This is a genomic window from Halococcus hamelinensis 100A6, from assembly GCF_000336675.1.
Classification (GTDB): Archaea; Halobacteriota; Halobacteria; order Halobacteriales; family Halococcaceae; genus Halococcus; species Halococcus hamelinensis.
Window position 1 is genome coordinate 34,892 of sequence record NZ_AOMB01000012.1, and the last position, 25,713, is coordinate 60,604.

The following is a 25,713-nucleotide window of genomic DNA, read 5'->3' on the forward strand; positions in this document are numbered from 1 at the left end:
GAACGAGCGCGAAGTCGTTCGAAACGGCAAAGCCGTTTCGTGATGACGAGAGAGTTCGCTCTCTCGAACCACGCGAGTGAGCGGCAGTTTTTAGTCCACCGGAAGACGCGCAGCGTCTTCCGAGCCGTTCGTTCGCCTTCGTCTTCGCGCGGTGAAGCCGCGCGAACGGTCCGAGGGAGCTCCGCTCCCTCGCTACTCACGAAGACAGGTTTTCCTCGTCACCGTTCGCTCGCCTCCGGCTCGCTCAAGCTCCTCGAAAAAGTGGGCGGCGAGACTTGCCGTAACTCGTGGTTATAGATGGCTGGCGACATATGCACCGTACACATGAGTGACGCCGAAGGCCGGGGCTTCGGGACGCGCTGTGTCCACGCGGGGCAGGACACGGACGCGGCCACGGGTTCCCGCGCGCCGCCGCTGTATCAGACCACCTCGTATACCTTCTCGGACGCCGACCACGCCGCCGACCTCTACGCGCTCGAGGCCGAGGGCGACATCTACTCGCGTATCTCGAACCCAACGATCCGGACCCTCGAACGCCGCCTCGCCGACCTCGAAGGCGGGGTGGGAGCGCTCTGTACCGCCTCGGGGATGGCGGCGCTCGACGCCGCGACCCTCGTGCTCTGCGGGGTGGGCGACAACGTCGTGAGCGCCGCGTCGATTTATGGGGGCACTCACGCGTACCTCTCACACACCGCCCGCAGGCGAGGTATCGAGGCCCGATTCGTCGACACCCTCGACCCCGCCGCCTACGACGAGGCCATCGACGAGGACACCGCCTACGTCCACTGCGAAACGATCGGCAACCCCTCGCTGGTGACGCCCGACCTCGACGCCATCGCCGAGGTGGCCCACGACAACGGGGTCCCCCTCCTGGTCGACAACACGTTCGCGACGCCCGCGCTCTGCCGACCGCTCGAACGCGGCGCGGACCTCGTCTGGGAGTCCACCACGAAGTGGCTCCACGGCTCCGGGACGACGATCGGCGGTGCGCTGGTCGACGGCGGCTCGTTCCCGTGGGCCGAGTATCCCGAGAAGTACCCCGAGATCGGCGGCGAGAACCCCGCCTTCCACGGTCGCAACTTCGCCGAGAGCTTCGGCGAGCGCGCGTTCACCGCCGCCGCCCGCCAGCGCGCGGTCCGGAGCCTCGGCGACGGCCAGTCGCCCTTCGACGCGTGGCTCACCCTGCAGGGGCTCGAAACCCTCGACCTCCGAATGGAGCGCCACTCCGGGAACGCCCACCGGGTCGCTGCGTTCCTCGACTCGCACGACGCGGTCGAGTGGGTCGCCTATCCCGGTCTCGAAAGCCACGAGACCCACGACAGCGCCCGGGAGTACCTCGACGGCGGGTTCGGCGGCATGGTCGCCTTCGGCCTCGCCGGGGGCTACGAGGCCGGCAAGAGCCTCTGTGAGGACGTCGACCTCGCGAGCTTCCTCGCGAACGTCGGCGACGCGAAGACCCTCGTGATCCACCCCGCGAGCACGACCCACGCCCAGCTCTCGGCGGCGGACCAGCGCGCTTCCGGCGTGACCCCCGACCTCGTGCGGCTCTCGGTCGGGATCGAAAACGCCGAAGATATCATCGCCGACCTCGAAGGGGCGATAGAATGACGCGCGAGACGGTTTCGCTCGGGGCCTTCCGCTTCGAGTGCGGCGAGTCCATCCCGGAGCTCGAACTCGCCTACGAGTCCTACGGCGAGTTCACCGGCGACAACGCCGTCCTGGTCTGTCACGCCCTCACCGGCAGCCAGCACGTCGCGCGAGCGGGGCGGAGCGCGACGGACGGATCGAACGGACCGTCGGAAGCGCTGCGCGGCGGCATGGACCAGGCCCGTGCGTGGTGGGACGACGTCGTCGGCGCTGGCAAGGCCATCGACACCACCGAGCGGTTCGTGGTCTGTGTGAACGTCCCCGGCTCCTGTTATGGTTCCTCGGGGCCGGCCTCGACGGACCCCGAGACGGGCGAACCGTATGGAACCGACTTCCCCGCGGTTACCGTCGCGGACTGGACGCGTGCCCAGCGCCGGCTGCTCGACCACCTGGGGGTCGACCGCCTGAAGGCGGTGGTCGGCGGGTCGGTCGGCGGGATGAACGCGCTCGACTGGGCCAAACGCTATCCCGAGATGGTCGACCGGGTGGTGCCCGTCGCGGCGGCCGCGCGGCTCGACCCCCAGTGCGTGGCGCTCGACGGCGTCGCACGCCGGGCGATCACGACCGACGACGACTGGAACGGCGGCGACTACTACGGTGGGAAAGAGCCCGACGACGGCCTCGCGCTCGCCCGCCAGATCGGTCACGTGATGTACCTCTCGAAGGACTCGATGGAGCGGAAGTTCGGTCGGCGCGCCGCGGGCCGGGGCGCGGCTCGCGACGACTTCCCCGTCGACCCCGCCGCCGGCTTCTTCCCCTACCGGGACGTCGAGTCGTATCTCGACTACCAGGCCAGGAAGTTCGTCGAGCGCTTCGACGCCAACAGCTACCTCTACCTCACCCGCGCGATGGACAACTACGACCTCGCGGCGGGCTGTGCCTCCGAGACCGACGCGCTCGCGAACTTCGAGGGCGAGGTGCTCGTGATGAGCTTCACGGGCGATTGGCACTTCACCACCGAGCAGTCCGAGTCGCTCGCCGAGGCCTTCCGGACGGCGGGCGTCGACGTCGCCCACCACGTCGTCGACTCCGACCACGGCCACGACGCCTTCCTCGTCGAACCCGAGAACGTCGGCCCGCCGCTCCGGGACTTCCTCGATTCGGGGGTCGCCGGCCGCGCCGTCACCGACACCGAGGCCGAGACGGGGCCCGCGTTCGCGCCGGTCCACGCCAGCCTGTTCGGCGACTGAAACCCGACCGGACGAAGGGCTTCGCCCCGACACTACGGAGGGTTCCTTGTCGGATATCGAACCACCGACGGAGCGGCGAGCTATCGAGCCGAGTTCCGTTCAGAGAACGTCCCGCGCTTCGAGCACCTCGCGGAGGTCGGCCATCGACTCGACCACGACGTCACAGTGGGGTTCGACGGCGGGTTTCGGTTCGTAGCCAACCGCGAGGCCCGCGGCGCGGAGCATCGGGAGGTCGTTCGCGCCGTCGCCGACGGCGACCGTGTCCTCGACCTCGACTCCCGCGTTTCCGGCCACCGTCCGGAGCGCGTCGTCCTTCGTCCCCTCGACCAGCGGGCCGCTGACCTCGCCGGTGAGCCGATGGCCGTCGAACTCGAGTTGGTTCGCCACGATGGTGTCGACCGGGGTCTCGTTCCGGGCGAGGACGTGTTCGACGCCGCGACCGAAGCCACCCGTGAGGACCGCCGTGACGACGCCGGCGTCGTTGAGCACGTTGATGAGGTCGGCTGCGCCGGGGTTGAGTCGGACCTCGTCGAAGGCGGCCTCGACGGCCTCGACCGGGAGGCCTTCGAGCAGCGCGACACGCTCACGGAGGCTCTCGGCGTACTCGATCTCGTCGTTCATCGCGCGTTCGGTGATGGCCGCCATCTCGTCGGCGACGCCACACTGTTCGCCGAGCAGGACCGTCATCTCCGAGTTCGAGAGCGTCCCGTCGAAATCGAACGCGACGAGGTTCATACCCACCCTTCGGGTCGAGCGGGTTCAACCTACTGGAGTCGGGCGCGGCGGTTCGGGAGCTACTCCCCGACGAACGCGATGGCGTACGTTCGGGCGGCCGCGGGGTCGGCGTCGAGCACCCTCATCGCCGTCCCTGCAGGTCTGAAGGCCACGAGACCGGCGTACGGCATCGCGTACGCGCTCGCCACGCGGTCGCGCGCGTCGCCGGCGAGTTCGAGCGACGGCGAGCCGTCTTCGTGACCGAGGCCTTCGCGTGAGAGACCGTAGAACACCGACCCCTCGGGGGCCGTCGAGACGGTCGTGCTGGCCTCGCCGAGCTTCCGAGCCCCCGAGTTCCCGACGAGCGAGAGTGCGTTCGGATCGATGGCGTCGTTCGCTCCCTCCGTGCGTATCCAGAGGTCGAAGGCCTTCGCCGGGACGAACTCGGCATGTGATTCGAGCCTGCGGAGTCGCCTTCGCTGGGTGCGGTGGTTCGGGAAGGCCAGCATCTCCATCGGCTGGTCGGGGGCCGTGAGGTCGAGCGCGACCGACGTCGAGCCACCGGCCGTCAGCGGTTCGTCGACGGTCGCGTGGCCGGCACTGAACGGTTCGAGGTCGCGGTCGTCGGCCGCGGCGGCCGCTCCCTCGGTGAGAAAGCACGCGACGTTCGTCGGCATCGCGAGGGCCGCCGAGAGATGCGCACCGTCGCTTCGAGGCCGGGTTTTTACCCGGCATTCGAGCCGGCCGTCCGGGGCGAAGCGCTCGCGCGGGAGGCCCCGGAAGATCGAGACGGATCGGCCGTCGCGCCCGTAGGGGTAGTTGCCGTCGAGGTAGCCGTCGAAATCCCCGAGAAACGTCCATCCGTCGTCACGAGTTCGGACCGAGAGCCGGTGGTCGTAGAAGGAGAAGCCCCGGCCGACGAGCCAGAGGTCGACGGGGTCGTCCCCCGAGCCGGTTCCCTCGTGCCGTCGTTTCGAGCGGAGCGCGGCGTAGGCGTACTGGTAGCGGTCGCGGGCGAAGGTGAGGGTGCTGGCGTGGGGACCGTCGCGCGCCGCCGGTCCGTGGTTGGGGAGCAACGGGTCGAACCCGCGTTCGGTCGGGGTGTAGGCGGTCCGGGCGTACCAGCCGACCCCTTCGGCTCCCGCACCGAGCGCCGCCCGGAGGTCCATCCAGACGTCCTGTTTGCTGGGGGTGTAGCGCGGGTCGATGGTGTGGGCCTGGCCGAGGAACGTCACCGGCCGGCCGTCGGTCGCCGTTCGGGCGTTGGTCACGAGGCTCTCGACGGCCCGGCTCGCCGGTTCGGGACCAACGTCCTTCGCGTACCAGCCCCGGTAGAAGTCGGTGAAGGTGAAATCGGGGAGCGCGCCGCGCGCCCGGAGCCCGTCGGCGAGCCCCGCGAACGTCTTCGGTTGTTTGCCGTCGACGAGGTACGGGAAGTGGACGAAGACCCCGATATCGACCTCGGGGGCGACCTCGGCCACCCGCTCGCGCTGGGCGGCGAAGATCCGCGGCCCGAAGCGTTCGAGGTTCGACACCGCCTGGTCGTTCCAGTCCCCGCTCTCGACCCACCGACCGCCGACGGGGGCCTCCTGCCAGAGCACGACCCGACCCGTCGGGAAGGATTCGGCGTAGCTCGCGACGACCGCCGCGAGCCCGTCGAGGTGGCGACGGCGGGCCCCGGCGTCCGCGACGAACGCCGTCGCGTCGAGCGATTTGAGCACGCCGACGTTGATCCACGCCTCGACGCCGTGGCTTTCGGCGACGGTGAACGCGGCTTCGAGGGCCGGGATGTCGGCGATCCCGGCGTCGGCTTTGGCGATGACCACCGCGAGGTCGTGGCGACCCGCGAAGGCGAAGAGGTTCTCGCGCACCCGTTCGTCGCGCCAGAGTGCCTGCTCGGCCCAGACGAAGTCCGCGGGGTCGGTGTCGGCTCCCCCGTTCGAACCGGCCTCGGTCGTGGTTCGGTCGGCGGCTCCACGGCCCCGGTTCGCACCCGGGCGGCGACCCAGATCGGTCACGCCCGCACAGCCCGCGAGCGAGAGCGCGCCGGCCGCCGCGGTCGTGCCGAGGAACCCCCGTCGATCCATTCCCCGTACGTCCGCTCACCGTCCGAATAAGCCCTCGGGTGGTGCGCTGTGGCTCTATCGGCCGAGTACCGAGGCGGCGAATCGTGCACGTGAAGAAAGGGTTATGCCCGCCGCGTCGATGGTTCGGGACATGAACGTACTCGTCACGGACCCCATCGCCGAGCCGGGCCTCGACCGGCTCCGCGAGGCGGGCCATGACGTCGAAACCGCCTACGATGTCGAGGGTGACGACCTCCGGTCGGCGGTCGCCGACGCCGGTGCGCTGGTCGTCCGGTCGGGCACCGAGGTCGGTCGCGAGGTGTTCGAGGCCGCACCGGAGCTCACGATCGTCGGGCGGGCCGGTATCGGGGTCGACAACATCGACATCGACGCCGCCACCGAACACGGCGTGATCGTCGCCAACGCACCCGAGGGCAACGTTCGCGCCGCTGCCGAGCACACCGTCGCGATGACGTTCGCCGCCGCGCGATCGATCCCCCAGGCCCACGGCCGGCTCAAGCAAGGTGAGTGGGCAAAGAGCGATTATTTGGGAACCGAGCTCAACGGCGCGACCCTCGGCATCGTCGGCTTCGGCCGGGTCGGCCAGGAGGTCGCGAAGAAGCTCGACGGCCTCGGGATGAACCTGGTGGCCTACGACCCCTACATCTCGGAGGAGCGCGCCGGCCGGCTGGGTGCCGAACTCGTCGAACTCGACGAGTGTCTCGCGCAGGCCGACGTGCTGACCCTCCACACCCCGCTCACCCCCGAGACGGAGGACCTGATCAGCAGCGACGAACTCGACCGGATGGACGGCGGCTTCCTCGTCAACTGCGCCCGCGGCGGCGTCGTCGACGAGGACGCGCTGGCCGCTGCCGTCGAGGCGGGTACCCTCCGGGGGGCGGCGATCGACGTCTTCGCGGACGAACCCCTCTCGCCCGACAGCCCGCTGCTCGACGTGGACGACGTGGTCGTGACGCCCCACCTCGGCGCGAGCACCCACGCCGCCCAGGAGAACGTCGCCACCGACATCGCCGACCAGGTGCTCTCGGCCTTCCGGAACGAACCGGTGATGAACGCGCTCAACGCACCCTCGATGGACGCGAGCGCGTTCCCGCGGGTCCGCCCCTACCTCGACATCGCCTCGACGGCGGGGAAGATCGCCACCCAGCTCCTCGACGGCCGGGTCGAGGGCATCGAGATACGCTACGCCGGCGAGATCGCCGAGGAGGAGCTCGACCTCGTGACCGCGAGCGCGCTCGAAGGCGTCTTCGAACCCCTCGAATGGCAGGTCAACGCGGTCAACGCCCCACAGATAGCCGACGAGCGCGGCATCGACGTCACCGAGTCGAAGACCCGCCAGTCCGAGGACTTCCAGAGCCTCGTGACGGTCACGGTGAAGAACGGGGACCAAGAGGTCGGGGTCTGTGGGACGCTGTTCGCTGGCGAGGACCCGCGGATCGTCCGGATCGACGGCTTCCGCGTCGACGCCATCCCCGCGGGCCACATGCTGGTCGCGCGCAACAAGGACGCGCCCGGCGTGATCGGATTCATCGGCACCGTATTGGGCGATTCGGACATCAACATCGCGGGGATGTTCAACGCCCGCGGCACCATCGGCGGCGAGGCGCTCACGGTCTACAACCTCGACCACGCCGTGCCCGAGGACCTCCGCGAGCGACTCGAAGCCGACGAGCGGATCATCGGAACCCGATACATCGCGCTCAACGGTACCGAGTAGCGATAGTTATTTCAGCTCCCTCCGAACACCACTTGACGAACTATCAATGAGTAGCGATAGAACCGGCGGATCGGAGGGATCGAACGACGAGTACGGCGAGGGCCTCGGCGACGCGAGCGAGGGCCCGCGGATCGAGTTCTACGGCGGACGGTGGCTGAGCGGGCTCCCGCTCGCGATCTTCGTGGTCTGGGCAGTGGTCCAGAGCGGCGTTCTCCAGGTCAGCGCGACCTCGGGGCTGGTGGTCGGGATGCTGGTCGCGCTGATCGTCGGGATGTTCTTCGTCAAGGGCGACTGGAAGGGGTATGCGAACACCATCTTCGAGGGGATGACCCAGCCCGTGGCGGCGACCGCGATCGTGGCGTGGCTCTGGGCCGGGATGTTCGCCGACACGCTGCAAGCCGGCCAGTTCGTCGGCGGCCTCGTCTGGGCGGCGAACGCGCTCTCGGTCGGCGCGGCGCTGTTCCCGGCGGCCACCTTCATCCTCGCGGCGCTGCTCGCGACCGGCATCGGCTCCGGCTACGGTACCGCGATCGCGTTCACCACGCTCTTCTTCCCGGCGGGCGTCCTCCTCGGGGCGAACCCCATCCTGATGTTCGGCGCGATCCTCTCGGGGGCGGTCTTCGGCGACAACCTCGCGCCCGTGAGCGACACCACGATCGTGAGCGCGGTGACACAGGACGCCGACATCGGTGGCGTGGTCGCCTCGCGGTTCAAGTACGCCATCATCGCGGCCGTGTTCGCGTTCGCCGGCTACGTCGTGGCGGGGAGCACGATGGGGAGCCCGTTCGACGTCGGGCAGAACGCCCAGTCCCTCTTCGTCCAGAACAGCGACCCCCTGGGGCTCGTGCATCTCGTCGCTATCGGGGTCGTCATCGCCACCGCGGTGGCCGGCCGACACATCGTGGAGGCGATCTCGTGGGGGATCATCGCCTCGGTCGTCTTCAACCTCGTCTTCGGGCTCTCCTCGATCAGCGACATCCTGGTCTTTCAGGCTCCCCGGACCTCGGGCGCTGCCCAGTCGCTCTCGGGGCTGCCGGTCGTCGAACTCGTCGACCCCGGCAGCTCCGCGGTCGGCGGCAGCCTCTTCACCGGGGCGACGGGCTTCTTCCCGCTGATCGTGCTCACCCTGCTGATCGTCGCCGGCGCGCAGATCCTGGTTCGCGGCGGCGGCTTCGCGGCGATGCAGGATTGGCTCCTGACGCGGGTGGCCACGAGCGTCCGTCGCGCCGAGACCACGATGGTGCTCGGCACCGCGGCCATCAACTCGATGATCACCATCAACACCGCCGCCGAGATCGCGATCGCGCCCTACATCGCCCGTATCGGCGAGCGGTTCAACATCAACGGGTATCGCCGGGCGAACATCCTCGACGCCAACTCCTCGGCGCTCGGCTACATCTTCCCGTGGGGCGGCGGCGTGCTCGCGGGCTACACCGCGATGCTCGGCCTGCCCGACCAGTACGACTGGTTCACCCAGGCGATGCTCGTCAACCCCGCCCAGGTCTGGCCGTTCGTCTTCCACGGCTGGTTCCTCTTTTTCGTCTTCGTGATCGCGGCCCTCTCGGGCTTCGGCCTCGAATACGTCTCCGACCGTGAGTCAGAGGAGGTGGCGCGGGTATGAGCCGCTTCGACGCGTTCACGGCGGGCTGGTCGTTTCGAACCACGACCCCCAGCTTCGAACCCGGCGAGGAGATCACCGCGTTCGTCACGGGCTACGAGAACGGTTCGGGCGTGGCACGGATCGGCGACACCGTGCTCACGCTGACCGACGCCGCACCGGAACTCGTGGATACCCAGGTCCAACTCCGGATCGAGGAGTTCGACGAATCGGACCACACCGGTCGGGCGACGGTTCTCGCCGACGAGGACTGAACGACGCCCCTCTCCGGGACCGCGCTGCTGAAATCGGGGCGAAAAAGGGTCGTTCACACCGAATCCGGCTCGATCTGCCGACTACTTTCCGACGCGCTTGAGGAGGCGTTCGAGGTCGAGATGTCCCGCCCCGTGGTAGGGCTCGCCGCCGGGCGCGTCGCTCGCGGTCTTCTGGATGAGCGATTCGACCTCCTCGACGCTCGCGTCGGGGCGGAGCGAGCGCACGAGCGCGACCGCACCCGCGACCTGCGGGGCTGCCATCGAGGTGCCCGCCTTCCAGCCATAGGCCGCCACAGTGCTGCCGGCGTCGTCCGTCTCGTAGATCGTCGAATAGACGAGGTCCCGTTGGGCTTCAGGAATGCTGTCGAGCGCCTCCTGGTCCGCGTCGCCGCCCGCGGCGCTCACGTCGACGGCGCTCCCGTAGTTGGTGTAGAACGCCGGGGAGTCCGTCGGGTCCTCCAGCCGGTTGCCGGTGAGCCACTTCGCCTCGTTGTCGCTGTGTTTGCCGCCCCAGCCGCAGCCGATCGGGCCGGTCGCGGCGACGCCGAAGACGCCCTCGGCCTCCGTCGGGATGCTGAGGGTGTTCTCGGATGTCATGTCGAGCCCGTCGTTTCCGGCGGAGTTGACGATGACCGTTCCCCGTGAGCGGACGTACTCGGCCACCTGCTCGGCGATACGGAGTTCTTCGGTGAGATAGGGATACTCGTCGACGTAGACGTACGGCGCGGGGAAGCCGACGCTGTAGTTGATGGCGTCACAGCCCGCCTCGGCGGCCTTCACCCAGCCGGCGTAGCCGTCGCCCTGTTTGCCCTCCTGGCCGGAGAACATCCGATAGGAGACGATCTCGGTGTCCGGGGCGGTCCCGAGCACGCCGCCGTCGGGACCGTCGTTACTGTTCGTCGCGGCGATGATGCCCGCGACGTGGGTCCCGTGGTCGCCGGCCCCGTTGGGTCGCCAGTCGTAGGGGTCCTCCGAGACGTTCTCCGAGAGCTCGTCGTTGACGACGTCCGCGAGGTCGGGGTGGGCGTCGTAGACCCCCGAGTCGACGACGGCGATGCGGGTGCCCGCGCCGGTCGAGACGTCGTGGATCGACTTCCCGCCGCCCGGTTTGTCGGTCAGGTCGTTGCTGACGTCCTGTTCGCGCTTGTCCCACTGGAACTCGCTGTTCGAGGGCGCGCCGTCGTGGTTGTGGCTCGACCCCTTGCCGTCGGTTGTCGGCCCCTCCCGTGACTCGACGGCCCCGACGCGGTCGTCGCCCCGGTCGATGACCCGGTCGGCGACCGTCGTGCCCGCCACCCGGTCCTGGTCGCCGCGCGCGACCAGCACGTCCGCCTGCGAGAGGTCGTGGACGACCTCGACGTCGTCGGGGACCGCCGACCGGTCGACGTCGCGGAGGTTGATGAAGAAGCGCGAGTCGGCGGGGCTCGCGGTCGCGGTGCCGACGCCGAGCGTCGCCACCCCGACCGCCGTCCCGGTCAACTGGAGGAACCGCCGTCTGTCGTATCGTCCCATGGCGGCCGTTGATCCCGCCGAGTCAGTATTAAATATTCGTCTTCAGGAATTGAATGTATGGGTACGCGGCACGACCCCGTCGCCTCAGTTGAGCGTCCAGATCGCGTAGTTCAGCGCGGTGGCGAACGAGACCCACGCGAGATACGGCACCAGCAACGCCGCCGCACGGCGGTCGATTCGACGAAAGAGCACGACGGTGGCGACGATCGCGACCCAGAGCGGTACGATGACCACGAGCCCCAGCGCCGGCGATTCGAGCCCGAAGAAGGCGGGCGACCACGCGAGGTTGAGCACGAACTGGACCGCGAAGGCGGCGAGACCCAGTCGGACCCCGCGGCGGTCGAACCCCGCCCGCCAGACCAGCCACGCCGCGACGCCCTGGAGCGCGTAGAGCGCCGTCCAGACCGGACCGAACACCCAGTTCGGGGGGGTGAAACCGGGCTTGTCGACGGTGGTGTACCACGTCGCTATCTGGGGGCTCGTCACCAGCCCGGCAGCCGCGCCGAGAACGACACAGACCGCGACCGCGGCGGCGACCGTGAGGAGCGGGCGGCGGTCCGGAAGCGCGGACCGGGAATCCCGAGTGATGGACATACGTCCTCTCGGCGCGGCTACCGGTTAGCAGTATCGCCGTCATCCCCCGCGTTCGACCGGCAGCGGCGACGGGATCCGGGTCGTCCGCCTCGCGGTCGGTGACGCGTCCGCGACCGGTCCGACCTCGGAGCGCCTACTCGGCGAGGTGGCCGAGGATCGCCTCGGTGTCGTTCGGCACCGGTTCCGGGTCCCGGCCGGCGGCGGCCGCCGCGTCGGGGTCCTTCAGGAGGTGGCCGGTCGTGAGACAGACCACGTCCTCGTCGTCGTCGACCGTCCCAGATTCCCGGAGTTTCCGGAGGCCCGCGATGCTCGCCGCCGAGGCGGGTTCGACGCCGACACCCTCCTCGGCGAGCGTGCGCTGGGCGTCGACGATCGCCTCGTCCGCGACCGCGACCGCCGTCCCGCCGGTCCCGCGGATCCCGGGGAGCGCCTTCCGCGCGTTGACCGGGTTCCCGATCCGGATCGCCGTCGCGCGGGTCTCGACGTCCTCCCAGCGCCGGGTGTCGTCGAGTCCTTCTTCGATCGCTTCGACCATCGGCGCGGCCCCCTCGGCCTGGACCCCCGTCAGCATCGGCACTTCCGCCTCGTCGAGCGCGCCGGCTTCGACGAGCTCGCGGAAGGCCTTGTAGAGTGCGGCGGTGTTGCCGGCGTTGCCCACGGGCAGCACGATCCGGTCGGGATAGCGGTCGTACTCCGCGAGGAACGACTCCAGGATCTCGAAGCCGATCGTCTTCTGCCCTTCGAGGCGGAAGGGGTTCAGCGAGTTCAGGAGGTAGGCTTCACCCATGTTCGCGAGTTCGGCCACGACGTCGAGGCAGGCGTCGAAGTTGCCGTCGACCTCCAGGATCCGCGCGCCGTGGAGGGCGGCCTGGGCGACCTTCCCCGCCGCGACCTTCCCCGCCGGAAGCAGGACGAGGGTCTCGACCCCCGCACGGCCGCCGTAGGCCGCGAGCGCCGCGCTGGTGTTCCCGGTGGAGGCACACGCCAGGCGGTCGACGCCGAGTTCCTGGGCCACTCGGACCCCGACGGTCATTCCCCGGTCCTTGAAGCTCCCCGTGGGGTTCATCCCTTCGTGTTTGACCCGGAGGCTCCGGACCCCCACGTCGGCTTCGAGCCGCGGCACCTCGTGGAGCGGGGTGTCGCCCTCGGGGAGCGAGACGCCCGACTCGAACGGCAGCGCGGCGGCGTAGCGCCAGACCCCGCGGCCCGAGAAGTCCTCGAAGGTCGGATACTCCTCGTAGCGGGCTTCGAGCAGCCCGTCGCAGTCGGGGCAGCGGTAGGTGGGTTCGTCGAACGGCGCGAGGGTTCGGCCGCACTCGATGCACGCGAGCCAGACGCCGTCCGCGGCGGCTTCCGGGGGCGACGAACCGAGCGAGAGCTCCGTCATTGGTCGCGAGAGACGCGCCGCGAGGAAAAGTGGGCCGGTTGTCGCAACCGCTCGTCGTGCCGTTCAGACCGCGTCGAGCAGGAAGACGAGCAGCCCCTTCTGGGCGTGGAGGCGGTTCTCGGCCTGTTGCCAGACGAGCTCGCGGTCGCTTTCGAGCACCGCGCTCGTGACCTCCTCGCCGCGGTGGGCGGGCAGGCAGTGCATGAGACGCGCGTCGCTTCCCGCGAGGAGGTCGTCGTCGACCTGAAACCCGCCATCCTCGAACGCGGCGAGCTTCTCGTTTCGACTCCCCTCCTCGCCCATGCTGACCCAGACGTCGGTACAGACCACGTCGGCGTCCGCGACCGCTTGTTCGGGATCGTCGGTCACCGTCGGCGCGCGTCCGAGTTCCGCTGCACGGTCGCGGACCTCCTCACTGACGCCGTACTCGGGCGGGGTGGCCACCGTGAGGTCGACCCCGGCGAGCGCACAGCCCAGGGCGAACGACTGGGCGACGTTGTTGCCGTCGCCGACCCAGGCCACTTGTGCATCGAACCCGACCGTCTCGCGGATCGTCAGCAGGTCCGCGAGGGTCTGGCAGGGGTGGGCGTCGTCGGTGAGGCCGTTCACGACCGGAACGCCTGCGTGGGTGGCGAGTTCCTCCAGGTCCGCGTGGTCGAACAGCCGCACCATCACGCAGTCGACGTAGCCCGAGAGGGTGCGAGCGATGTCCTTCAGGGGTTCGCGCCCGCCGAGCCCGATGTCGTCCGGCCCGAGGAAGACCGCGTGGCCGCCGAGCTGGGTCATCCCGGTCTCGAAGGAGACCCGCGTTCTGGTCGACGGTTTCTCGAAGACCATTCCAAGAGTTTGGCGTTCGAGGACGGGATGTGGTTCGCCACGCTTGACCTGCGATTTGAACCCGCTCGCGACGTCGAGCACGGTTTCGAGGTCAGTTGAGGAGAGGTCGTCGATGTCGGTGAAGTGGCGAACGCCACCCGTTTCGAGGCTCATCCGTCGTCCCCCGCGACCCGCTCGGCGACGGCTTCGAGGACGTCGATGCTGTCGTCGTACTCGACGAGCGAGAGGTGTTCGTCGGGCGCGTGGTCGAGGTCCGAGTTCCCTGGCCCGTAGGTCACCATCGGGCACTCCCAGGTCTGATAGACGTTCATGTCGCTCGTCCCCGTTTTTCGGAGGAGCCGGGGGTCGCCACCGGCCTTCCGGATCGCTCCGCGGAAGGCGCTCGCGAGCGAACTCCGTGGGTTCGTCATCACGGGCACCACCTCGTCGTGCCACCGGACGGTGCCGCCGTCGAGCTCGCCGTCGGCGGCCTCGCGGACCTCGTCGGTCGTCAGACTCGGCGGCACCCGGAACTGGACCTCCATGGTGGCCTCGACCGAGAGGCCGTCGTCCGAGATCCCGCCCTGGATCGCCGTCGGTTTGGTCGTCACGCGCTCGAACACCGGGGTCCACTCGTCGCCGTCGGCCGCCACGGCCTCGCCGACCCGGTTCCACCACTCGATCGCGTCCTCGATCGCGTTGTTGCCGGGTCGGGAGGTGTGGCCCGACTCGCTGGTGGCGACGTAGGTGCCGGCGAGCAGCCCCCGATAGCCGAGGGTGATGCCGTCCCAGCCCGATGGTTCGCCGTTGACGACCGCACCGGGCGGGTCGCGGGTCTCGACGAGGTGGCGTGCGCCGCGCGAGTCGGTCTCCTCGCCGACCACGCCGGCGAAACTCACGCCGGTCTCGACGGCCGCGACCGCCATCGCGGCGAGCGGACCGGTCGCGTCGACGCTCCCCCGGCCCCAGAGGGTCTCGACCCCGTCGGTCTCCTCGACCCGGACCGGAATATCACCCGGTACCGTATCGACGTGGGAGGTCAACAACAGCGAGTCGTCGGCGGGCGCACGGACGTTGCCGACCTCGTCGAGCCACGCCTCGCGACCGTGGGTCTCGAAGAACGAAACCAGCAGGTCGGCACAGGCCCGCTCCTCGCCCGACGGCGAGGGCGTCCCCACGAGGTCGACGAGGAGTCCCCGGGCCTGCTCGTCCGAGACGCCCGCGACGGCCTCGCTCACGACTCGCCCCCGAGCACGTTCGAGAGCGCGTCGACGACCTCGTCGGCGTCGTCCTCGTCGAGGACCAGCGGCGGGAGGAGCCTGACGACCGAGCGCCCGGCGGGGAGCGCGAGGAGGTTCGAATCGAGCGCGAGGTCGCGGAGCGCGCGGTTCGCGCCACGTTTGACCTCGATGCCGATCATCAGCCCCTCGCCCCGGATCTCCCGCACGTCGTCGCCGATCGCGGCGTCGAGCCCCGCTCGAAGGTACTCGCCGACCGCACCGGCGTTGCTCGGGACTTCCTCCTCGACCAGCGTCGAGACGGTGGCGTCGACCGCGGCGCTCACGACCGGCCCACCGCTGAAGGTCGCGTTGTGCGGGCCGTGGTCGTCGGCGATCCAGTCGGCACAGAGCGCCGTCCCCGCGGGGAGGCCGTTCGCCAGCCCCTTCGCGGTCGTGAGGACGTCCGGGACGACACCGGCCTGCTGGGAGGCCCAGAGGGTTCCCGTCCGGCCCATCCCCGTCTGCACCTCGTCGAAGACCAGCGCTGCACCCGCGTCCTCGGTGCACTCGCGCGCTGCCGCGAGGTAGCCGTCAGTGGGAACGTTGATCCCGCCCTCGCCCTGGATGGGTTCGACGATCACCGCCGCGGTCTCGTCGTCGACCGCCTCCGCGAGCGCCTCGCTATCCCCGTAGGGCACGAACTCCACGTCCCCGATCAGGGGCTCGAACGGGTCACGGTAGTCGTTGTTCCAGGTCGTCGCGAGCGCGCCCATCGTCCGACCGTGAAAGCCCTGCATCGTCGCGACGATCTTCGATCGCCCCGTGGCGCTCCGGGCGAACTTCAGCGCCGCCTCGTTCGCCTCGGTCCCGGAGTTACAGAGCCAGACGTTTTCGAGCCCCTCGGGTGCCGCGGCGGCGAGCGCGTCGAACGCCCGGTCGCGCGCGTCGACGGGGTAGGAGGCCTGGACGAACGTCAGCCGGTCGACCTGGTCGTGGACCGCTTCGTTCACCGCAGGATGATCGTGGCCGAGTGGGGTACACGCGTAGCTCGCGCCACAGTCGAGGTACTCCGTTCCGTCCGTATCGTAGAGATAGGCACCCTCACCGCGCTCGATCCGGATCGGTTTCTCGGAGTGGATGAAGTTACTCATGCCGTCGCCTCCGTTTCGAGCGCCGCGGGGAGGACGTGCGTCCCGCCGCCGTCGAGCGCCGCGAGCACGGGCGAGTCGGCGTTCGCGTCCGCCACGACGACCTCGCTCGCGCCCCCGGAGAGCGCCTCTTTCGCCGCCATCACCTTCTTGCCCATGAACCCCTCCGCCGCGCTCTCGATGGTTTCGAGTTCGGCGGGCGTCTCCGCGCGCTCGATGAGGGTCGACGAGTCCTCGGGGTCGGCGAGCACGCCGGGGACGTCGGTGAGCACCACGAGCTCCGCGCCGAGCGCGCCCGCGACCGCCGCGGCCGCCCGGTCCGCGTCGGCGTTCACAGGAGTACCGTCGTCGGCCAGCATCGGCACCGTCACCACGGGGGTGTAACCGCCGTCGAGCAGCGTGTCGAGCAGGTCGGCGTTCACCGACTCGATCTTCCCGGAGTGCTCGCCCCGCCGGATCTTCTTCTTGCCGTCCTCGACCACTCGAACCGCGGACTTCCGGGGGCCGGTGAGCAGCCCGCCGTCGACCCCGGAGAGCCCAAGCGCGTCCACGCCCGCCTCCCGCAACGACGCCGTGAGGTCGGTGTTGAGTTTCCCAGGGAGGACCATCTCGAAGACCTCCATCGTGCGCTCGTCGGTGAACCGCCCGACGACGCCCGAGGGGCTCTCGACGTACTCGGGCTCCTCGTCGAGCTGGTCGAGGGTGTCGTCGACCGCGGTCGAACCGCCGTGGACCACGACGACCCGCTCGCCCTCGGCGACGAGCTCCGCGACGTCGGCGACCGCACCCGCCGGGTTCACGGCACGCGCGCCGCCGATCTTGAGGACGACCGTCATGGCGTCCCCACGGGGTGGAGACCCTGAAAGTCGAGTCCAGCCGTTTCGTCGTAACCGAACGCGACGTTCGCCGCCTGTATCGCCTGTCCCGCGGAGCCTTTCATCATGTTGTCGATGGCCGAAAACACCACGATTCGCTTGTTACTCGGGTCGAGCTCGAAGCCGACCTCGGCGTGATTGGTCCCCGCGACCGCCTTGGGCTCGGGATAGCGATACACGCCCGAACCGCCGGCCACGAGTCGGACGAACGGTTCGTCGTCGTAGCTCTCCCGAAACGCGCTCCAGAGGTCGCCCGTCGACACGGGTTCGTCGGGGAAGACGTGACACGTCGCCGAGGCCCCGCGAACCATGTCGACCGCGTGGGCGGTGAACGCCACGCTACACCCGAACTCCTGGACGATCTCGGCCTCGTGGCGATGGCCGGTCGGCGCGTAGGGTCGCACGACGCCCGAGCGCTCGGGGTGCGAGGAGGCGTCGCCGCCGCCCGCGCCGCCCTCCGACGACCCCACTTTGACGTCGACCACGATCTGCTCGTCGCCTTCGAGGATCCCCGCGTCGAACAGCGGTCCCAACCCGAGGACCGTCGCGGTGGCGTTGCAGCCGCCCGCCGCGATGAGGGATGCACCGGGGAGCTCGTCGCGGTGGCGCTCGGGGAGCGCGTAGACCGACTCGTCGAGGAGTTCCGGCCGACTGTGCCCGTCGTACCACTCCTCGTACTGGTCCTCGCTGTCCAGTCGAAAGTCCGCGCTCAGGTCCACCACCGTGTCGGCGACCTCCCGAAACGCGTCGATCTGCTCCATCGACACGCCGTGTGGCGTCGCGGCGAACAGGACGTCGACGCTCGCGAGTTCCGTGGGGTCGCTGAAGCGCTGTTCGATCCCCCGGAGGTTCGGGTGGACGGATCCGAGGGTCTTGTTGGTGTACTCGCGGCTGGTGGCCGCTTCGAGTTCGAACTCGGGGTGTGAGTCGATGAGGCGAAGGAGTTCGCCGCCGGTGAACCCGCTCGCGCCGACCACCGACGCGGTCTTCGTCATTCGTCTTCCCTCACGAGGGTCACGGCGTGGTCACCGTCGCGGAATCGGCCTCGACCTTGGTTTCGAGCCAGTCGACCACGCGGGCGGGCACGTCGACGTCGGTGGCCTCGGTGAGCGCCTTGAACTCCACCGTGTGATTCACTTCGTGCACCGTATACGAATCGCCGGTCTCCATCAGGTCCACGCCGAGCAGGCCGCCGCCGACGGCGTCGCTCGCGCGGGCCACGAGGTCGCGGGCCTCGTCGTCGAGTTCGAACGCCGTGGCGTCGGCCCCTTTCGAGGCGTTGGTGAGCCAGTGGTCGGAGGAACGCGCCTCCGCGGCGACGGGTTCGCCGTCGGTGCTCAGCACCCGGATGTCGCGACCGGGTTTCTCGACGAACTCCTGAATGTAGAACACCTTGTGCTCGTAGTGACCCAGCGTGGCCTTGTGTTCGAGGATCGCCTCGGCGGCGTCGCGCGAGTCGATCTTCGCCATCAGTCGGCCCCACGATCCGATGACGGGTTTGAGGACACAGGGATAGCCGAACGCCTCGATGGTTTCGAGCGCCGCGTCCTTCGTGAACGCGACCTCGGTGCGGGGCGTCGGCACGCCCGCACCCGCGAGCGCGAGGCTGTTCTTCACCTTGTCGGCGCAGACCTCGGCGGTCGCGGCGCTGTTGACCACGGGGATGCCGTAGGCGTCGAGGAACCGCGTCGCGTACGTGCTCCGGCTGGTCGCGAGACACCGGTCGACCACCAGGTCCACGCCCTCGAAGGCCGCCGGCGGTTCGTTGAGGTCGAAGCGGAGCTTCCGGACGTCGACCTTCGTGACCTCGTGGCCGCGCTCCCTGAGCTCCGAGAGCAGGAGCTTCTCGTCGCGCCGGATGCGCGAGTAGAGCACGCCGATGTTCACGTCACTCCCCCCAGTCCTCTTCGAGCTCGGGGGCGGTTTCGAGCGTTGCAGGGTCGGTCTCGACCACTTCGAGCTCGCTCCCGCAGGTCCCACAGTCGAGGATCTCGCCGACTTCGGCGTCGTCGTACAACGTCACGTCGCCGCCGCATTCCGGACAGGTTGCCATTGTACCCTCCTCTCGCCCGTCTATCGGCTTAAACGCTTCGAACTTGTACGATAGTTTACAGGAAATCGTGGCCGTCGCTCCGTGTCGAAAGAGCGGTCAGTTCGCGCGGTTCGTCGGTGACGACGAGATGAATGTTCCCCCTCGCGGGGGCGGTCGCTCAGCCATATCGAGCCACCTCCGTATCCAACGCGTCGGCGGCGCTATCGAGCCGCGCCCGCCGGTCGGCGAGCGCGCCCTCGTCGTCCTCGAACGTCGCCTCGCGCCGGTCGAGCGCGGCTTCGACCGACGCGGGCGCTGGACCGCCGAACGAGTCGCGGCTCGCCACGCTGGCCTCGGGATCGAGCGCGCGCTCGACCGACTCGCGCTCGACGTAGCTGTCGAGGGAGTCGTCGAGCACCTCCTCGGCCGCCGCCGCGACCGTCGCGTACTCGACGGCCGCGCCGTCCTCGATCTCGTGGGCCGCCCGGGCGAGTATCTCGTGGGCGGTTCTGAACGGGAGCCCCGCCATCGCGAGCAGGTCCGCGACCCCGGTCGCGGTCGAGAACCCCCCGCTCGCGGCGTCGGCGAGCGCTTCCTCCTCCCACGTCGCGGTCGCCACCGCGCCGGCGGCCACCTCGGTCGCGGGAACGACGGCGTCGACGGCGGCCCAGGCGTGAGGCGTCGCGGTCTGGAGGTCGCGGTTGTACGCTCGCGGCAGTCCCTTGAGCGTCGTCAACAGCCCGTTGAGGCCCGCGGTCGCGTCGCCCGCAGCCGCCCGAACGAGTTCGAGCGAGTCGGGGTTCTTCTTCTGGGGCATGATCGAGGAGGTCGAGGCGTAGTCGTCGTCGACGTCGAGGTAGCCGTCCGAGGCGAACTCCACGAGGTCGGTCGCGAGCCCCGAGAGCGAGACCGAGAGGGAGGCGAGCGCGCTCGCGCCCTCGACCAGGAAGTCCCGCGTCGAGACCGCGTCCATCGAGTTCTCGACGAGCCCATCGAAGCCCAACAGTTCGGCCGTGCGCTCGCGGTCGACGTCGAACGGGGTCCCAGCGAAGGCCGCCGCGCCGAGCGGCGAGCGGTTCGTCCGGTCGTAGGCCGCCACCAGCCTCTCGGTATCCCGCGCGAACGCCTCCTCGTAGGAGGCGAGGAAGTGACCCACCGTCGTCGGTTGGGCGGGCTGACGGTGAGTGTAGCCGGGCATCAGTGTGTCCACGTGCTCGCGCGCGCTTTCGAGGAGCGCCGCCCGGAGCGCGAGGGTCGCGTCGATGGTGTCCAAGAGGTCCTCGCGGAACCGGTATCTGAGACAGGTCGCCACTTCATCATTTCTACTCCGCGCGGTGTGCATCCGACCGCCGTCGGGGCCGACCCGGTCGATGACCGCCGACTCGATGGCGGCGTGGACGTCCTCGCCCGAGAGCCGGTCGTATCCCGCTTCCTCGACCGCGGCGAGGCCGTCGAGGACCGACCCCGCGCTCGACTCCTCAACGATACCCCGTTCGGCGAGCATCACGACGTGCGCGCGGTCGACCGCGAGGTCGGCTTCGAAGATCCGCTCGTCCGCGTCCATCGAGGAGAGGAAGCCGCGGGCGGGGCCGCCGCTGAACCGCTCGCCCCGGACGACGTCGCTCCCCTCGGTCATCTCAGTTCTCCCCGCTCTCGTCGGTCCCGTCGCTCTCGTTCCCGCCGTCGGCGAGGGGTTTCGCGGATTCGGCGGACTCCATCACGCGACTCGCGAGCCGGGACTGGAAGCCGTGGTACTTCGCGACGCCGGTCGCATCGGCCTGTTCGATCCCGCCGCCCACGTCGGCGGTGTTGAACGAGGCCGCGGCGGCGGAGTAGACCCCGTACTCGCTCTCGCGGCCAACCGCCCGCGCCTGGCCGCCGTCGAGTTTCATCGTCACCGACCCGGTGACGCGTTCCTGGGTCGAGTCGATGAAGCCGTCGAGGGCGTCGACCAGCGGCGCGGCGAGCAGGCCCTCGTAGGCCTTCTCGGCCCACTCGTGGTCGATCCCCTTCTTGAAGCTCCGTTCCTCCTTCGTGAGCACGAGCGATTCGAGCGCCTCGTGGGCGTTCAACAGGACTGTCGCGGCGGGGTGTTCGTAGTTCTCCCTGACTTTGAGCCCGAGCATGCGGTCTTCCATCAGGTCGGTCCTGCCGACCCCGTGGCTCCCGGCGACCTCGTTGAGTTCCTCGATGAGTTCGATCGGGTCCATCGCCTCGCCGTCGAGCGCGACCGGGTAGCCGTCCTCGAACTCGAGTTCGAGGAGTTCGGTCTCGCCGCTGGGGGACTGGGTCCAGTCGTAGATGTCCTCGGGCGGGACGTAGTTCGGCTCCTCGAGCTCCGAGCCCTCGACCGAGCGGCTCCAGAGGTTGGTGTCGATGCTCCACGCGCCCGCGTTGCCGCCCTCCACGGGCAGGTCGCGTTCGTCGGCGTACTCCTGTTCGACCTCGCGGGTGAGGCCGAGCTCGCGGACCGGCGCGATCACGTCGAGCTCGGAGTCGCGCCAGACGGCCTCGAAGCGCAACTGGTCGTTGCCCTTGCCGGTACAGCCGTGCGCGAGCGCGGAACAGTCGTTTTCGAGCGCCACGTCGAGGATGGCCTCGGCGATAACCGGTCTCGCGAGCGCCGTCCCGAGGGGGTAGCCCTGGTAGGTCGCGTTGGCGCGGACGGCGTCGAGACAGGTGTCGGCGAAGGCGTCCTTCGCGTCGACCACGTAGTGTTCGAGGTCGAGCGCTTCGGCGGTCTCCTCGGCCTCCGCGAACTCCTTCGTCGGTTGGCCGACGTCGACGGTGACGCCGACCACTTCGTCGTAGCCGTACTCCTCTTCGAGGATCGGGACGCAGACGGTGGTATCCAGCCCGCCGGAGAAGGCGAGCGCGACGCGGTCGGTCGAATCGGGTGTCGTGTCGTGTGTCATTTGGTGTCGTGAGTGAAGTTCGCCCAGCGAACCCGTTGGGTGGAGGCTGGGGAGCGAAACGGGTCGGGGAGAGAAGTGTGTGCGGGCCTAGCGGCCCGGTCGTCGCGGTCGGAGCGGGACGGACGTGCCGGTGGACGGCGGCGAGGCGGTGTGGCACGTCCGGGTCATGTACCGATCGCTCGAAGCGCGGGGATATTAAACGCTTCCGAGTCGGCGATGCTTGCGTACCCGACCACCACCGTCATGGCGGTCGCGCGACGATCCCAGTCGTGTACAGCCTCAACGCGCCGGTTCCCGGCGAAGTGAAACGCCTCGCGGCCGAACTCCAGCCCCGACTGATGGCGTTCGAGCGTATCCGCGAGCGCCACTCGCTGTTGGTGAAGCGCTTCGAGTCCGAGGACCACCGACGGCTCTCGAAGCGGGTTCATCGGGCGCTCGCCGGCGCGCCGGCCGTCGAGGCTCGTATCACGACCATCGAGTCGTTCGATGACCCGGTTCGCGGTCCAGGGCCGGTGGTCTACCTCGCGGTCGAGAGCCCGGGGCTGGTCGGGATCCACGACCGACTCGTCGAGCGTTTCGATGCGGTCCCCGACCTCGAAGGTTCGGGGTACGTCCCGCACGTCACCCTCGCCCGTGGCGGGTCGACGGAGGCGGCCGAGGCGCTCCGTGACGTCGATATCGACCCGATCGAGTGGGTCGTTCCGGAACTCGTCGTCTACGACGCCGTCCACCGCGAGCGCGTCAGTCGCGTCTCGCTGCCGGCGTCGGACTGAGAAACGTCACCGGATACCGAGGGCCGTCATCGCCACTCCGCGAGCGGTGCGGCCTCGCAGAGCGGCAGCGACACCCACGCGTCGTCGCGGGAGATGTCGGCGACGACGAACCGCCGCACCGCACCGTCGTCGTCGACCGAGGCCATGACGTCATCCGCCGTGCTGGCTGTCGCCAGACCGGCCGTATCCGGCGTCATACTATGTGAGTACATACCACCGACACATAAACGCACCGAACCGGGATCGACCCGTGTGTACCACCCGTGAATACACCCGGTCTTTCATGTTCGTTCCAACAGCTGAAACGAACCCGAAATCGTCCGATTCAGGCCCCCTCTAAACGGGCCGGAGGGCGGCTCAAACGCCGGACCTGGCTGGGAACACAAAACTTATACGCACTTGGCAAAACTCGACAATTGGGATGACTAAGGATACCAAACAAACGCGGCGTCGGTTCCTCAAGGCCACGGGTGGCGTGGCCGCCGGGGCGGCCCTCGCCGGCTGTTCGAGCGGTAGCGGCGACGGGAGCGGGAACAACAGCAGCGGCGGTGGCGGCGGCAACAACAGCGGTGGCGGGAACACCAGCGCCGGGACCCAGTCGGGTGGGAATCAGAGTGCCGGCCAGCAGACCCAGTCCATCGAGGGCGACCCCTCCCAGACCCTCCAGCTGATCAACGACACCATCACGACGTTCGACCCGATCGCCGCGACCGACACCGCGAGCGGGACCGTGATCCAGAACGTGTTCGACTCGTTGATGAACTACCCCAACGCGAACACGTCGGTCAAGCCCCAGCTCGCGTCGGACTTCAGCGTCTCTGACGACAACACCACCTACACCTTCCAGCTGAAGGACGCCAAATTCCACAACGGGAAATCGGTCACCGCACAGGACTTCATCTACGCGTGGGAACGACTCGCGGCCTCCTCGAACTCCCAGCGGGCGTACTTCATCCTCGATTCGGTCAACGTCCAGCACGAGACGACGACCCAGGACGGCAGCGAGGTGTATCAGCCGAACTCGCTCGCGCTCAACGCGCCCGACGATTCGACGCTCGAAGTCACCCTCGAATCGCCGTTCCACTCGACGCTGGAGATGTTCGCCTACACTTCGTTCGCCGCCCTCCCCGAGGGGATCGTCGGCGACATCGAGGGCTACGACGGCGAGATGAGCTACAAGCAGTTCTCGAGTCAGAACCCAATCGGGGCCGGCCCGTTCCAGTTCGACAGCTACCAGTCGGGGACCTCGGTCGACGTCACGCGATTCGACGACTACCACGACGGGAGGGCGTCGATCGCGGGTATCCACTGGCAGGTCATCTCGCAGGCGTCGTCCCAGTATCAGTACTTCATCGGGAAGAACGCCGATGCAGCCCAGCCGGGGATGCCGACGTCGCAGTACGACCCGGGCAAGGTCAACGTCCAGCGCGGCCCCGACGAGCAGGGGCGGACGTTCGGGACCTACGGACCGCTCGAGAACGGCGCGACGGTCCAGTACATGAGCGTGCCGACGATCAACACCTACTACGTCGGGTTCAACATGGCGAAGGTGCCGAAGCCCGTTCGGCAGGCGTTCGCCTACGTCGCGAACCAACAACAGGTGACCGAACAGGTGTTCAAGGGGCGAGGGGAGCCGGCCTACCACCTCACTCCGCCGGGGATCTATCCGGGCGGATCGAAGGCCTACGACCAGCACGCGAAACAGAACTATCCCTACGGCTACAACCAGACCCAGGTGCCACAGGCCACCAAAGTCATGGAGGACGCGGGTTACAGTTCGAACAACACCTACTCCCTCCAGTGGACCCAGTACGAGTCCGACACCTGGCTCTCGCTCGGGAAGCTGTTCCGCGACCAGCTCCAGGCCGCCCACATCGACATGCAGATCCAGCAGGCCGACTTCTCGACGCTGCTCGAACGCGGGCGCAACGGCCAGCTCGAAGTCTACCCTCTCGGGTGGATCGCCGACTGGCCCGCGCCGGACAACTTCGTGCAGCTGCTGAACCCACCGCAGACCGACACCTCACAGTCGGACCCGATCTCCTACCTCAACTGGACGGGGGAGAACGGCGATGCGGCCCAGCAGGCGACCAACGCCTACAAGCGGATATCCAACAACCAGGCCCCGACCGACCAGGCGGGACAGGCCCGGGACAAAGCGTACGTCGCGATGGAGGAGGCGAACTGGGAGGACGTCGGCTTCCTCAACCTCTACCATCAGGTCGAGGAGCGCTTCACCTACAACTGGGTCGAGTACCCACCGATGGGTGCGATGGGTCCCAGCCGCGACATGAAGAACGACGTGAAGATCGCCTCACAGCGTAACTAACCGCCCCCTCGATTTCGGCGGATTTTCACGCGATATAAAATACTCCCTTCAGTGGTGGTATTTGCCTCGATCATAAACGAAAGGTATAATGACAACACGTCGTTTACGACACTCATAGCATGAGATTCGATTCCACGGTGAGGGTCATCGAATGAGTCGGTGGGGATATTTCTTCCGACGGCTGGTGTTGGCCATCCCGGTCATACTCTTCGGCACCACGATCACGTTCATGATGGTGCGGATGGGCCCGATCGACCCGGCGGCGGCGATCGTCGGGATGGGCGACCCGTCGGGGCTCGCTCGGATCCGTCGGAACCTCGGGCTGAATCAGCCGCTCTGGAAGCAGTATATCGATTACATGGTGGACATGCTCACGTTCAACCTCGGTCAGTCGTGGGTCATCCAGCCCGGGACGCCCGCCTACGACCTCGTGGCGAGCTACGCGCCCCGGACCATCTGGCTCGGGTTCTGGTCGGTGCTGATCGCGCTGTTCGTCGGGATCCCCCTCGGGTTCTACGCGGGTCTCAACCCCAACACCGGCGGCGACTACTTCGCCTCCTTCGGCGGGATCGTCTGGCGTGCGATGCCGAACTTCTGGCTCGCGATCATCCTCGTCGCGGTGCTCACCAACTCGGGACAGTTCTTCGCCGGCTTCGACTGGTCGAACTGGCTGATCTCGACCAAGGTGCTCACGCCACCGAACCTCGATTTCCTCGCCAACCCGCTCGGCGCGGTCACGGATCCGGTCGACTGGTGGGTCCGGAAGGGCGGCGACGGCTCGTTCCTCGCGGCGCTCAAGGTTATCGCGCCCGCGGCGATCGTGCTCGGTTCGGCCTCGATGGGCAACGAGATGCGGATCGGCCGGACCGCGGTGCTCGAAACCAT

At 68.7% G+C, this 25,713-nt stretch carries 23 protein-coding genes; 8 read left to right on the plus strand and 15 right to left on the minus strand.

The features are described 5' to 3' along the window. Positions 1-324: 324 nt before the first annotated feature. A complete protein-coding gene (locus tag C447_RS04655) occupies positions 325-1,608 on the plus strand; it encodes an O-acetylhomoserine aminocarboxypropyltransferase/cysteine synthase family protein (RefSeq protein WP_007691400.1) in 1,284 nt (427 codons plus the stop codon). Continuing rightward, the gene (gene metX, locus C447_RS04660) at positions 1,605-2,837 is read left to right on the plus strand and encodes a homoserine O-acetyltransferase MetX (RefSeq protein ID WP_007691402.1); all 1,233 of its coding nucleotides are present in this window, start codon (positions 1,605-1,607) and stop codon (positions 2,835-2,837) included. The genes C447_RS04655 and metX overlap by 4 nt, the downstream gene beginning before the upstream one ends. Positions 2,838-2,936: 99 nt before the next feature. On the opposite strand, the gene serB is transcribed toward metX, so the two are convergent. Both serB and C447_RS04670 read right to left on the minus strand, forming a co-directional pair. Beyond that, complete coding sequence (serB, locus tag C447_RS04665) at positions 2,937-3,572, minus strand: phosphoserine phosphatase SerB (RefSeq protein WP_007691404.1); 636 nt, start codon at positions 3,570-3,572, stop codon at positions 2,937-2,939. Between the two features lie 59 nt (positions 3,573-3,631). After that, positions 3,632-5,638, minus strand: a complete 2,007-nt coding sequence (locus C447_RS04670; protein ID WP_007691405.1) for a hypothetical protein — start codon at positions 5,636-5,638, stop codon at positions 3,632-3,634. A gap of 130 nt (positions 5,639-5,768) precedes the next feature. On the opposite strand from C447_RS04670, the gene serA reads away from it, so the two are divergent. From serA to C447_RS04685, 3 genes are read left to right on the plus strand one after another with little or no spacing between them, the layout of a single operon-like run. Beyond that, positions 5,769-7,355 (plus strand): phosphoglycerate dehydrogenase, encoded by a 1,587-nt coding sequence (gene serA, locus C447_RS04675; protein ID WP_007691407.1) that lies wholly within the window; start codon positions 5,769-5,771, stop codon positions 7,353-7,355. A gap of 46 nt (positions 7,356-7,401) precedes the next feature. Next, positions 7,402-8,976, plus strand: a complete 1,575-nt coding sequence (locus tag C447_RS04680; protein WP_007691409.1) for a Na+/H+ antiporter NhaC family protein — start codon at positions 7,402-7,404, stop codon at positions 8,974-8,976. Next, positions 8,973-9,227, plus strand: coding sequence for a DUF7513 family protein (locus C447_RS04685; RefSeq protein ID WP_007691411.1), 255 nt, complete (start codon positions 8,973-8,975; stop codon positions 9,225-9,227). Before C447_RS04680 ends, C447_RS04685 begins: the two co-directional genes overlap by 4 nt. 81 nt (positions 9,228-9,308) lie before the next feature. On the opposite strand, the gene C447_RS04690 is transcribed toward C447_RS04685, so the two are convergent. The 12 genes from C447_RS04690 to C447_RS04745 form a co-directional block, all read right to left on the minus strand. Next, positions 9,309-10,739 (minus strand): S8 family peptidase, encoded by a 1,431-nt coding sequence (locus tag C447_RS04690; RefSeq protein WP_007691414.1) that lies wholly within the window; start codon positions 10,737-10,739, stop codon positions 9,309-9,311. Between the two features lie 84 nt (positions 10,740-10,823). After that, positions 10,824-11,333, minus strand: a complete 510-nt coding sequence (locus C447_RS04695) for a TspO/MBR family protein (RefSeq protein ID WP_007691416.1) — start codon at positions 11,331-11,333, stop codon at positions 10,824-10,826. 133 nt (positions 11,334-11,466) lie between these two features. After that, positions 11,467-12,720, minus strand: coding sequence for a threonine synthase (gene thrC / locus C447_RS04700; RefSeq protein ID WP_007691417.1), 1,254 nt, complete (start codon positions 12,718-12,720; stop codon positions 11,467-11,469). A 63-nt stretch (positions 12,721-12,783) separates the two neighbouring features. Then, entirely contained in the window at positions 12,784-13,710 is a 927-nt protein-coding gene (gene argF, locus C447_RS04705) for an ornithine carbamoyltransferase (RefSeq protein ID WP_007691419.1), read from the minus strand. Then, on the minus strand, positions 13,707-14,774 hold the full coding sequence (locus C447_RS04710) for a [LysW]-lysine hydrolase (RefSeq protein WP_007691421.1): 1,068 nt from the start codon (positions 14,772-14,774) through the stop codon (positions 13,707-13,709). The genes argF and C447_RS04710 overlap by 4 nt, the downstream gene beginning before the upstream one ends. Beyond that, complete coding sequence (locus C447_RS04715) at positions 14,771-15,907, minus strand: aspartate aminotransferase family protein (RefSeq protein WP_007691423.1); 1,137 nt, start codon at positions 15,905-15,907, stop codon at positions 14,771-14,773. The genes C447_RS04710 and C447_RS04715 overlap by 4 nt, the downstream gene beginning before the upstream one ends. Beyond that, on the minus strand, positions 15,904-16,740 hold the full coding sequence (locus C447_RS04720; protein WP_007691425.1) for an acetylglutamate/acetylaminoadipate kinase: 837 nt from the start codon (positions 16,738-16,740) through the stop codon (positions 15,904-15,906). Before C447_RS04720 ends, C447_RS04715 begins: the two co-directional genes overlap by 4 nt. After that, a complete protein-coding gene (gene argC, locus C447_RS04725; protein ID WP_007691426.1) occupies positions 16,737-17,774 on the minus strand; it encodes an N-acetyl-gamma-glutamyl-phosphate reductase in 1,038 nt (345 codons plus the stop codon). Before argC ends, C447_RS04720 begins: the two co-directional genes overlap by 4 nt. A 19-nt stretch (positions 17,775-17,793) precedes the next feature. Then, positions 17,794-18,666: a lysine biosynthesis protein LysX gene (gene lysX, locus C447_RS04730; RefSeq protein ID WP_007691428.1), complete on the minus strand. Its 873-nt coding sequence runs from the start codon at positions 18,664-18,666 to the stop codon at positions 17,794-17,796. 1 nt (position 18,667) lies between these two features. Then, entirely contained in the window at positions 18,668-18,832 is a 165-nt protein-coding gene (gene lysW, locus C447_RS04735) for a lysine biosynthesis protein LysW (protein WP_007691430.1), read from the minus strand. A gap of 157 nt (positions 18,833-18,989) precedes the next feature. Further along, positions 18,990-20,447 carry an argininosuccinate lyase gene (gene argH, locus C447_RS04740; RefSeq protein ID WP_007691432.1) on the minus strand — a complete coding sequence of 486 codons (1,458 nt, stop codon included), beginning with the start codon at positions 20,445-20,447 and terminating at the stop codon, positions 18,990-18,992. Between the two features lies 1 nt (position 20,448). Next, on the minus strand, positions 20,449-21,726 hold the full coding sequence (locus tag C447_RS04745; RefSeq protein ID WP_007691434.1) for an argininosuccinate synthase: 1,278 nt from the start codon (positions 21,724-21,726) through the stop codon (positions 20,449-20,451). Positions 21,727-21,995: 269 nt separating this feature from the next. Between C447_RS04745 and C447_RS04750 the strand changes: the two genes are divergently transcribed. After that, positions 21,996-22,499, plus strand: coding sequence for a 2'-5' RNA ligase family protein (locus tag C447_RS04750; protein ID WP_007691435.1), 504 nt, complete (start codon positions 21,996-21,998; stop codon positions 22,497-22,499). A gap of 26 nt (positions 22,500-22,525) precedes the next feature. On the opposite strand, the gene C447_RS18065 is transcribed toward C447_RS04750, so the two are convergent. Continuing rightward, on the minus strand, positions 22,526-22,696 hold the full coding sequence (locus tag C447_RS18065; protein ID WP_007691437.1) for a DUF7556 family protein: 171 nt from the start codon (positions 22,694-22,696) through the stop codon (positions 22,526-22,528). Between the two features lie 224 nt (positions 22,697-22,920). Here C447_RS18065 and C447_RS04755 point away from each other — a divergent pair, with 224 nt between their 5' ends. Together C447_RS04755 and C447_RS04760 are read left to right on the plus strand one after the other, a co-directional pair. After that, a complete protein-coding gene (locus C447_RS04755; protein ID WP_007691439.1) occupies positions 22,921-24,828 on the plus strand; it encodes an ABC transporter substrate-binding protein in 1,908 nt (635 codons plus the stop codon). 151 nt (positions 24,829-24,979) lie between these two features. After that, on the plus strand, positions 24,980-25,713 hold a 734-nt coding region (locus C447_RS04760), incomplete at its 3' end, for an ABC transporter permease (protein WP_007691440.1).

Bases quoted from the DNA above. Each gene is read 5' to 3' on its own strand.
- C447_RS04655 (WP_007691400.1), top strand. From the start codon at position 325: ATGAGTGACGCCGAAGGCCGGGGCTTCGGGACGCGCTGTGTCCACGCG.
- metX (WP_007691402.1), top strand. From the start codon at position 1,605: ATGACGCGCGAGACGGTTTCGCTCGGGGCCTTCCGCTTCGAGTGCGGC.
- serB (WP_007691404.1), bottom strand. From the start codon at position 3,572: ATGAACCTCGTCGCGTTCGATTTCGACGGGACGCTCTCGAACTCGGAG.
- C447_RS04670 (WP_007691405.1), bottom strand. From the start codon at position 5,638: ATGGATCGACGGGGGTTCCTCGGCACGACCGCGGCGGCCGGCGCGCTC.
- serA (WP_007691407.1), top strand. From the start codon at position 5,769: ATGAACGTACTCGTCACGGACCCCATCGCCGAGCCGGGCCTCGACCGG.
- C447_RS04680 (WP_007691409.1), top strand. From the start codon at position 7,402: ATGAGTAGCGATAGAACCGGCGGATCGGAGGGATCGAACGACGAGTAC.
- C447_RS04685 (WP_007691411.1), top strand. From the start codon at position 8,973: ATGAGCCGCTTCGACGCGTTCACGGCGGGCTGGTCGTTTCGAACCACG.
- C447_RS04690 (WP_007691414.1), bottom strand. From the start codon at position 10,739: ATGGGACGATACGACAGACGGCGGTTCCTCCAGTTGACCGGGACGGCG.
- C447_RS04695 (WP_007691416.1), bottom strand. From the start codon at position 11,333: ATGTCCATCACTCGGGATTCCCGGTCCGCGCTTCCGGACCGCCGCCCG.
- thrC (WP_007691417.1), bottom strand. From the start codon at position 12,720: ATGACGGAGCTCTCGCTCGGTTCGTCGCCCCCGGAAGCCGCCGCGGAC.
- argF (WP_007691419.1), bottom strand. From the start codon at position 13,710: ATGAGCCTCGAAACGGGTGGCGTTCGCCACTTCACCGACATCGACGAC.
- C447_RS04715 (WP_007691423.1), bottom strand. From the start codon at position 15,907: ATGAGTAACTTCATCCACTCCGAGAAACCGATCCGGATCGAGCGCGGT.
- C447_RS04720 (WP_007691425.1), bottom strand. From the start codon at position 16,740: ATGACGGTCGTCCTCAAGATCGGCGGCGCGCGTGCCGTGAACCCGGCG.
- argC (WP_007691426.1), bottom strand. From the start codon at position 17,774: ATGACGAAGACCGCGTCGGTGGTCGGCGCGAGCGGGTTCACCGGCGGC.
- lysW (WP_007691430.1), bottom strand. From the start codon at position 18,832: ATGGCAACCTGTCCGGAATGCGGCGGCGACGTGACGTTGTACGACGAC.
- argH (WP_007691432.1), bottom strand. From the start codon at position 20,447: ATGACCGAGGGGAGCGACGTCGTCCGGGGCGAGCGGTTCAGCGGCGGC.
- C447_RS04745 (WP_007691434.1), bottom strand. From the start codon at position 21,726: ATGACACACGACACGACACCCGATTCGACCGACCGCGTCGCGCTCGCC.
- C447_RS18065 (WP_007691437.1), bottom strand. From the start codon at position 22,696: ATGACGCCGGATACGGCCGGTCTGGCGACAGCCAGCACGGCGGATGAC.
- C447_RS04755 (WP_007691439.1), top strand. From the start codon at position 22,921: ATGACTAAGGATACCAAACAAACGCGGCGTCGGTTCCTCAAGGCCACG.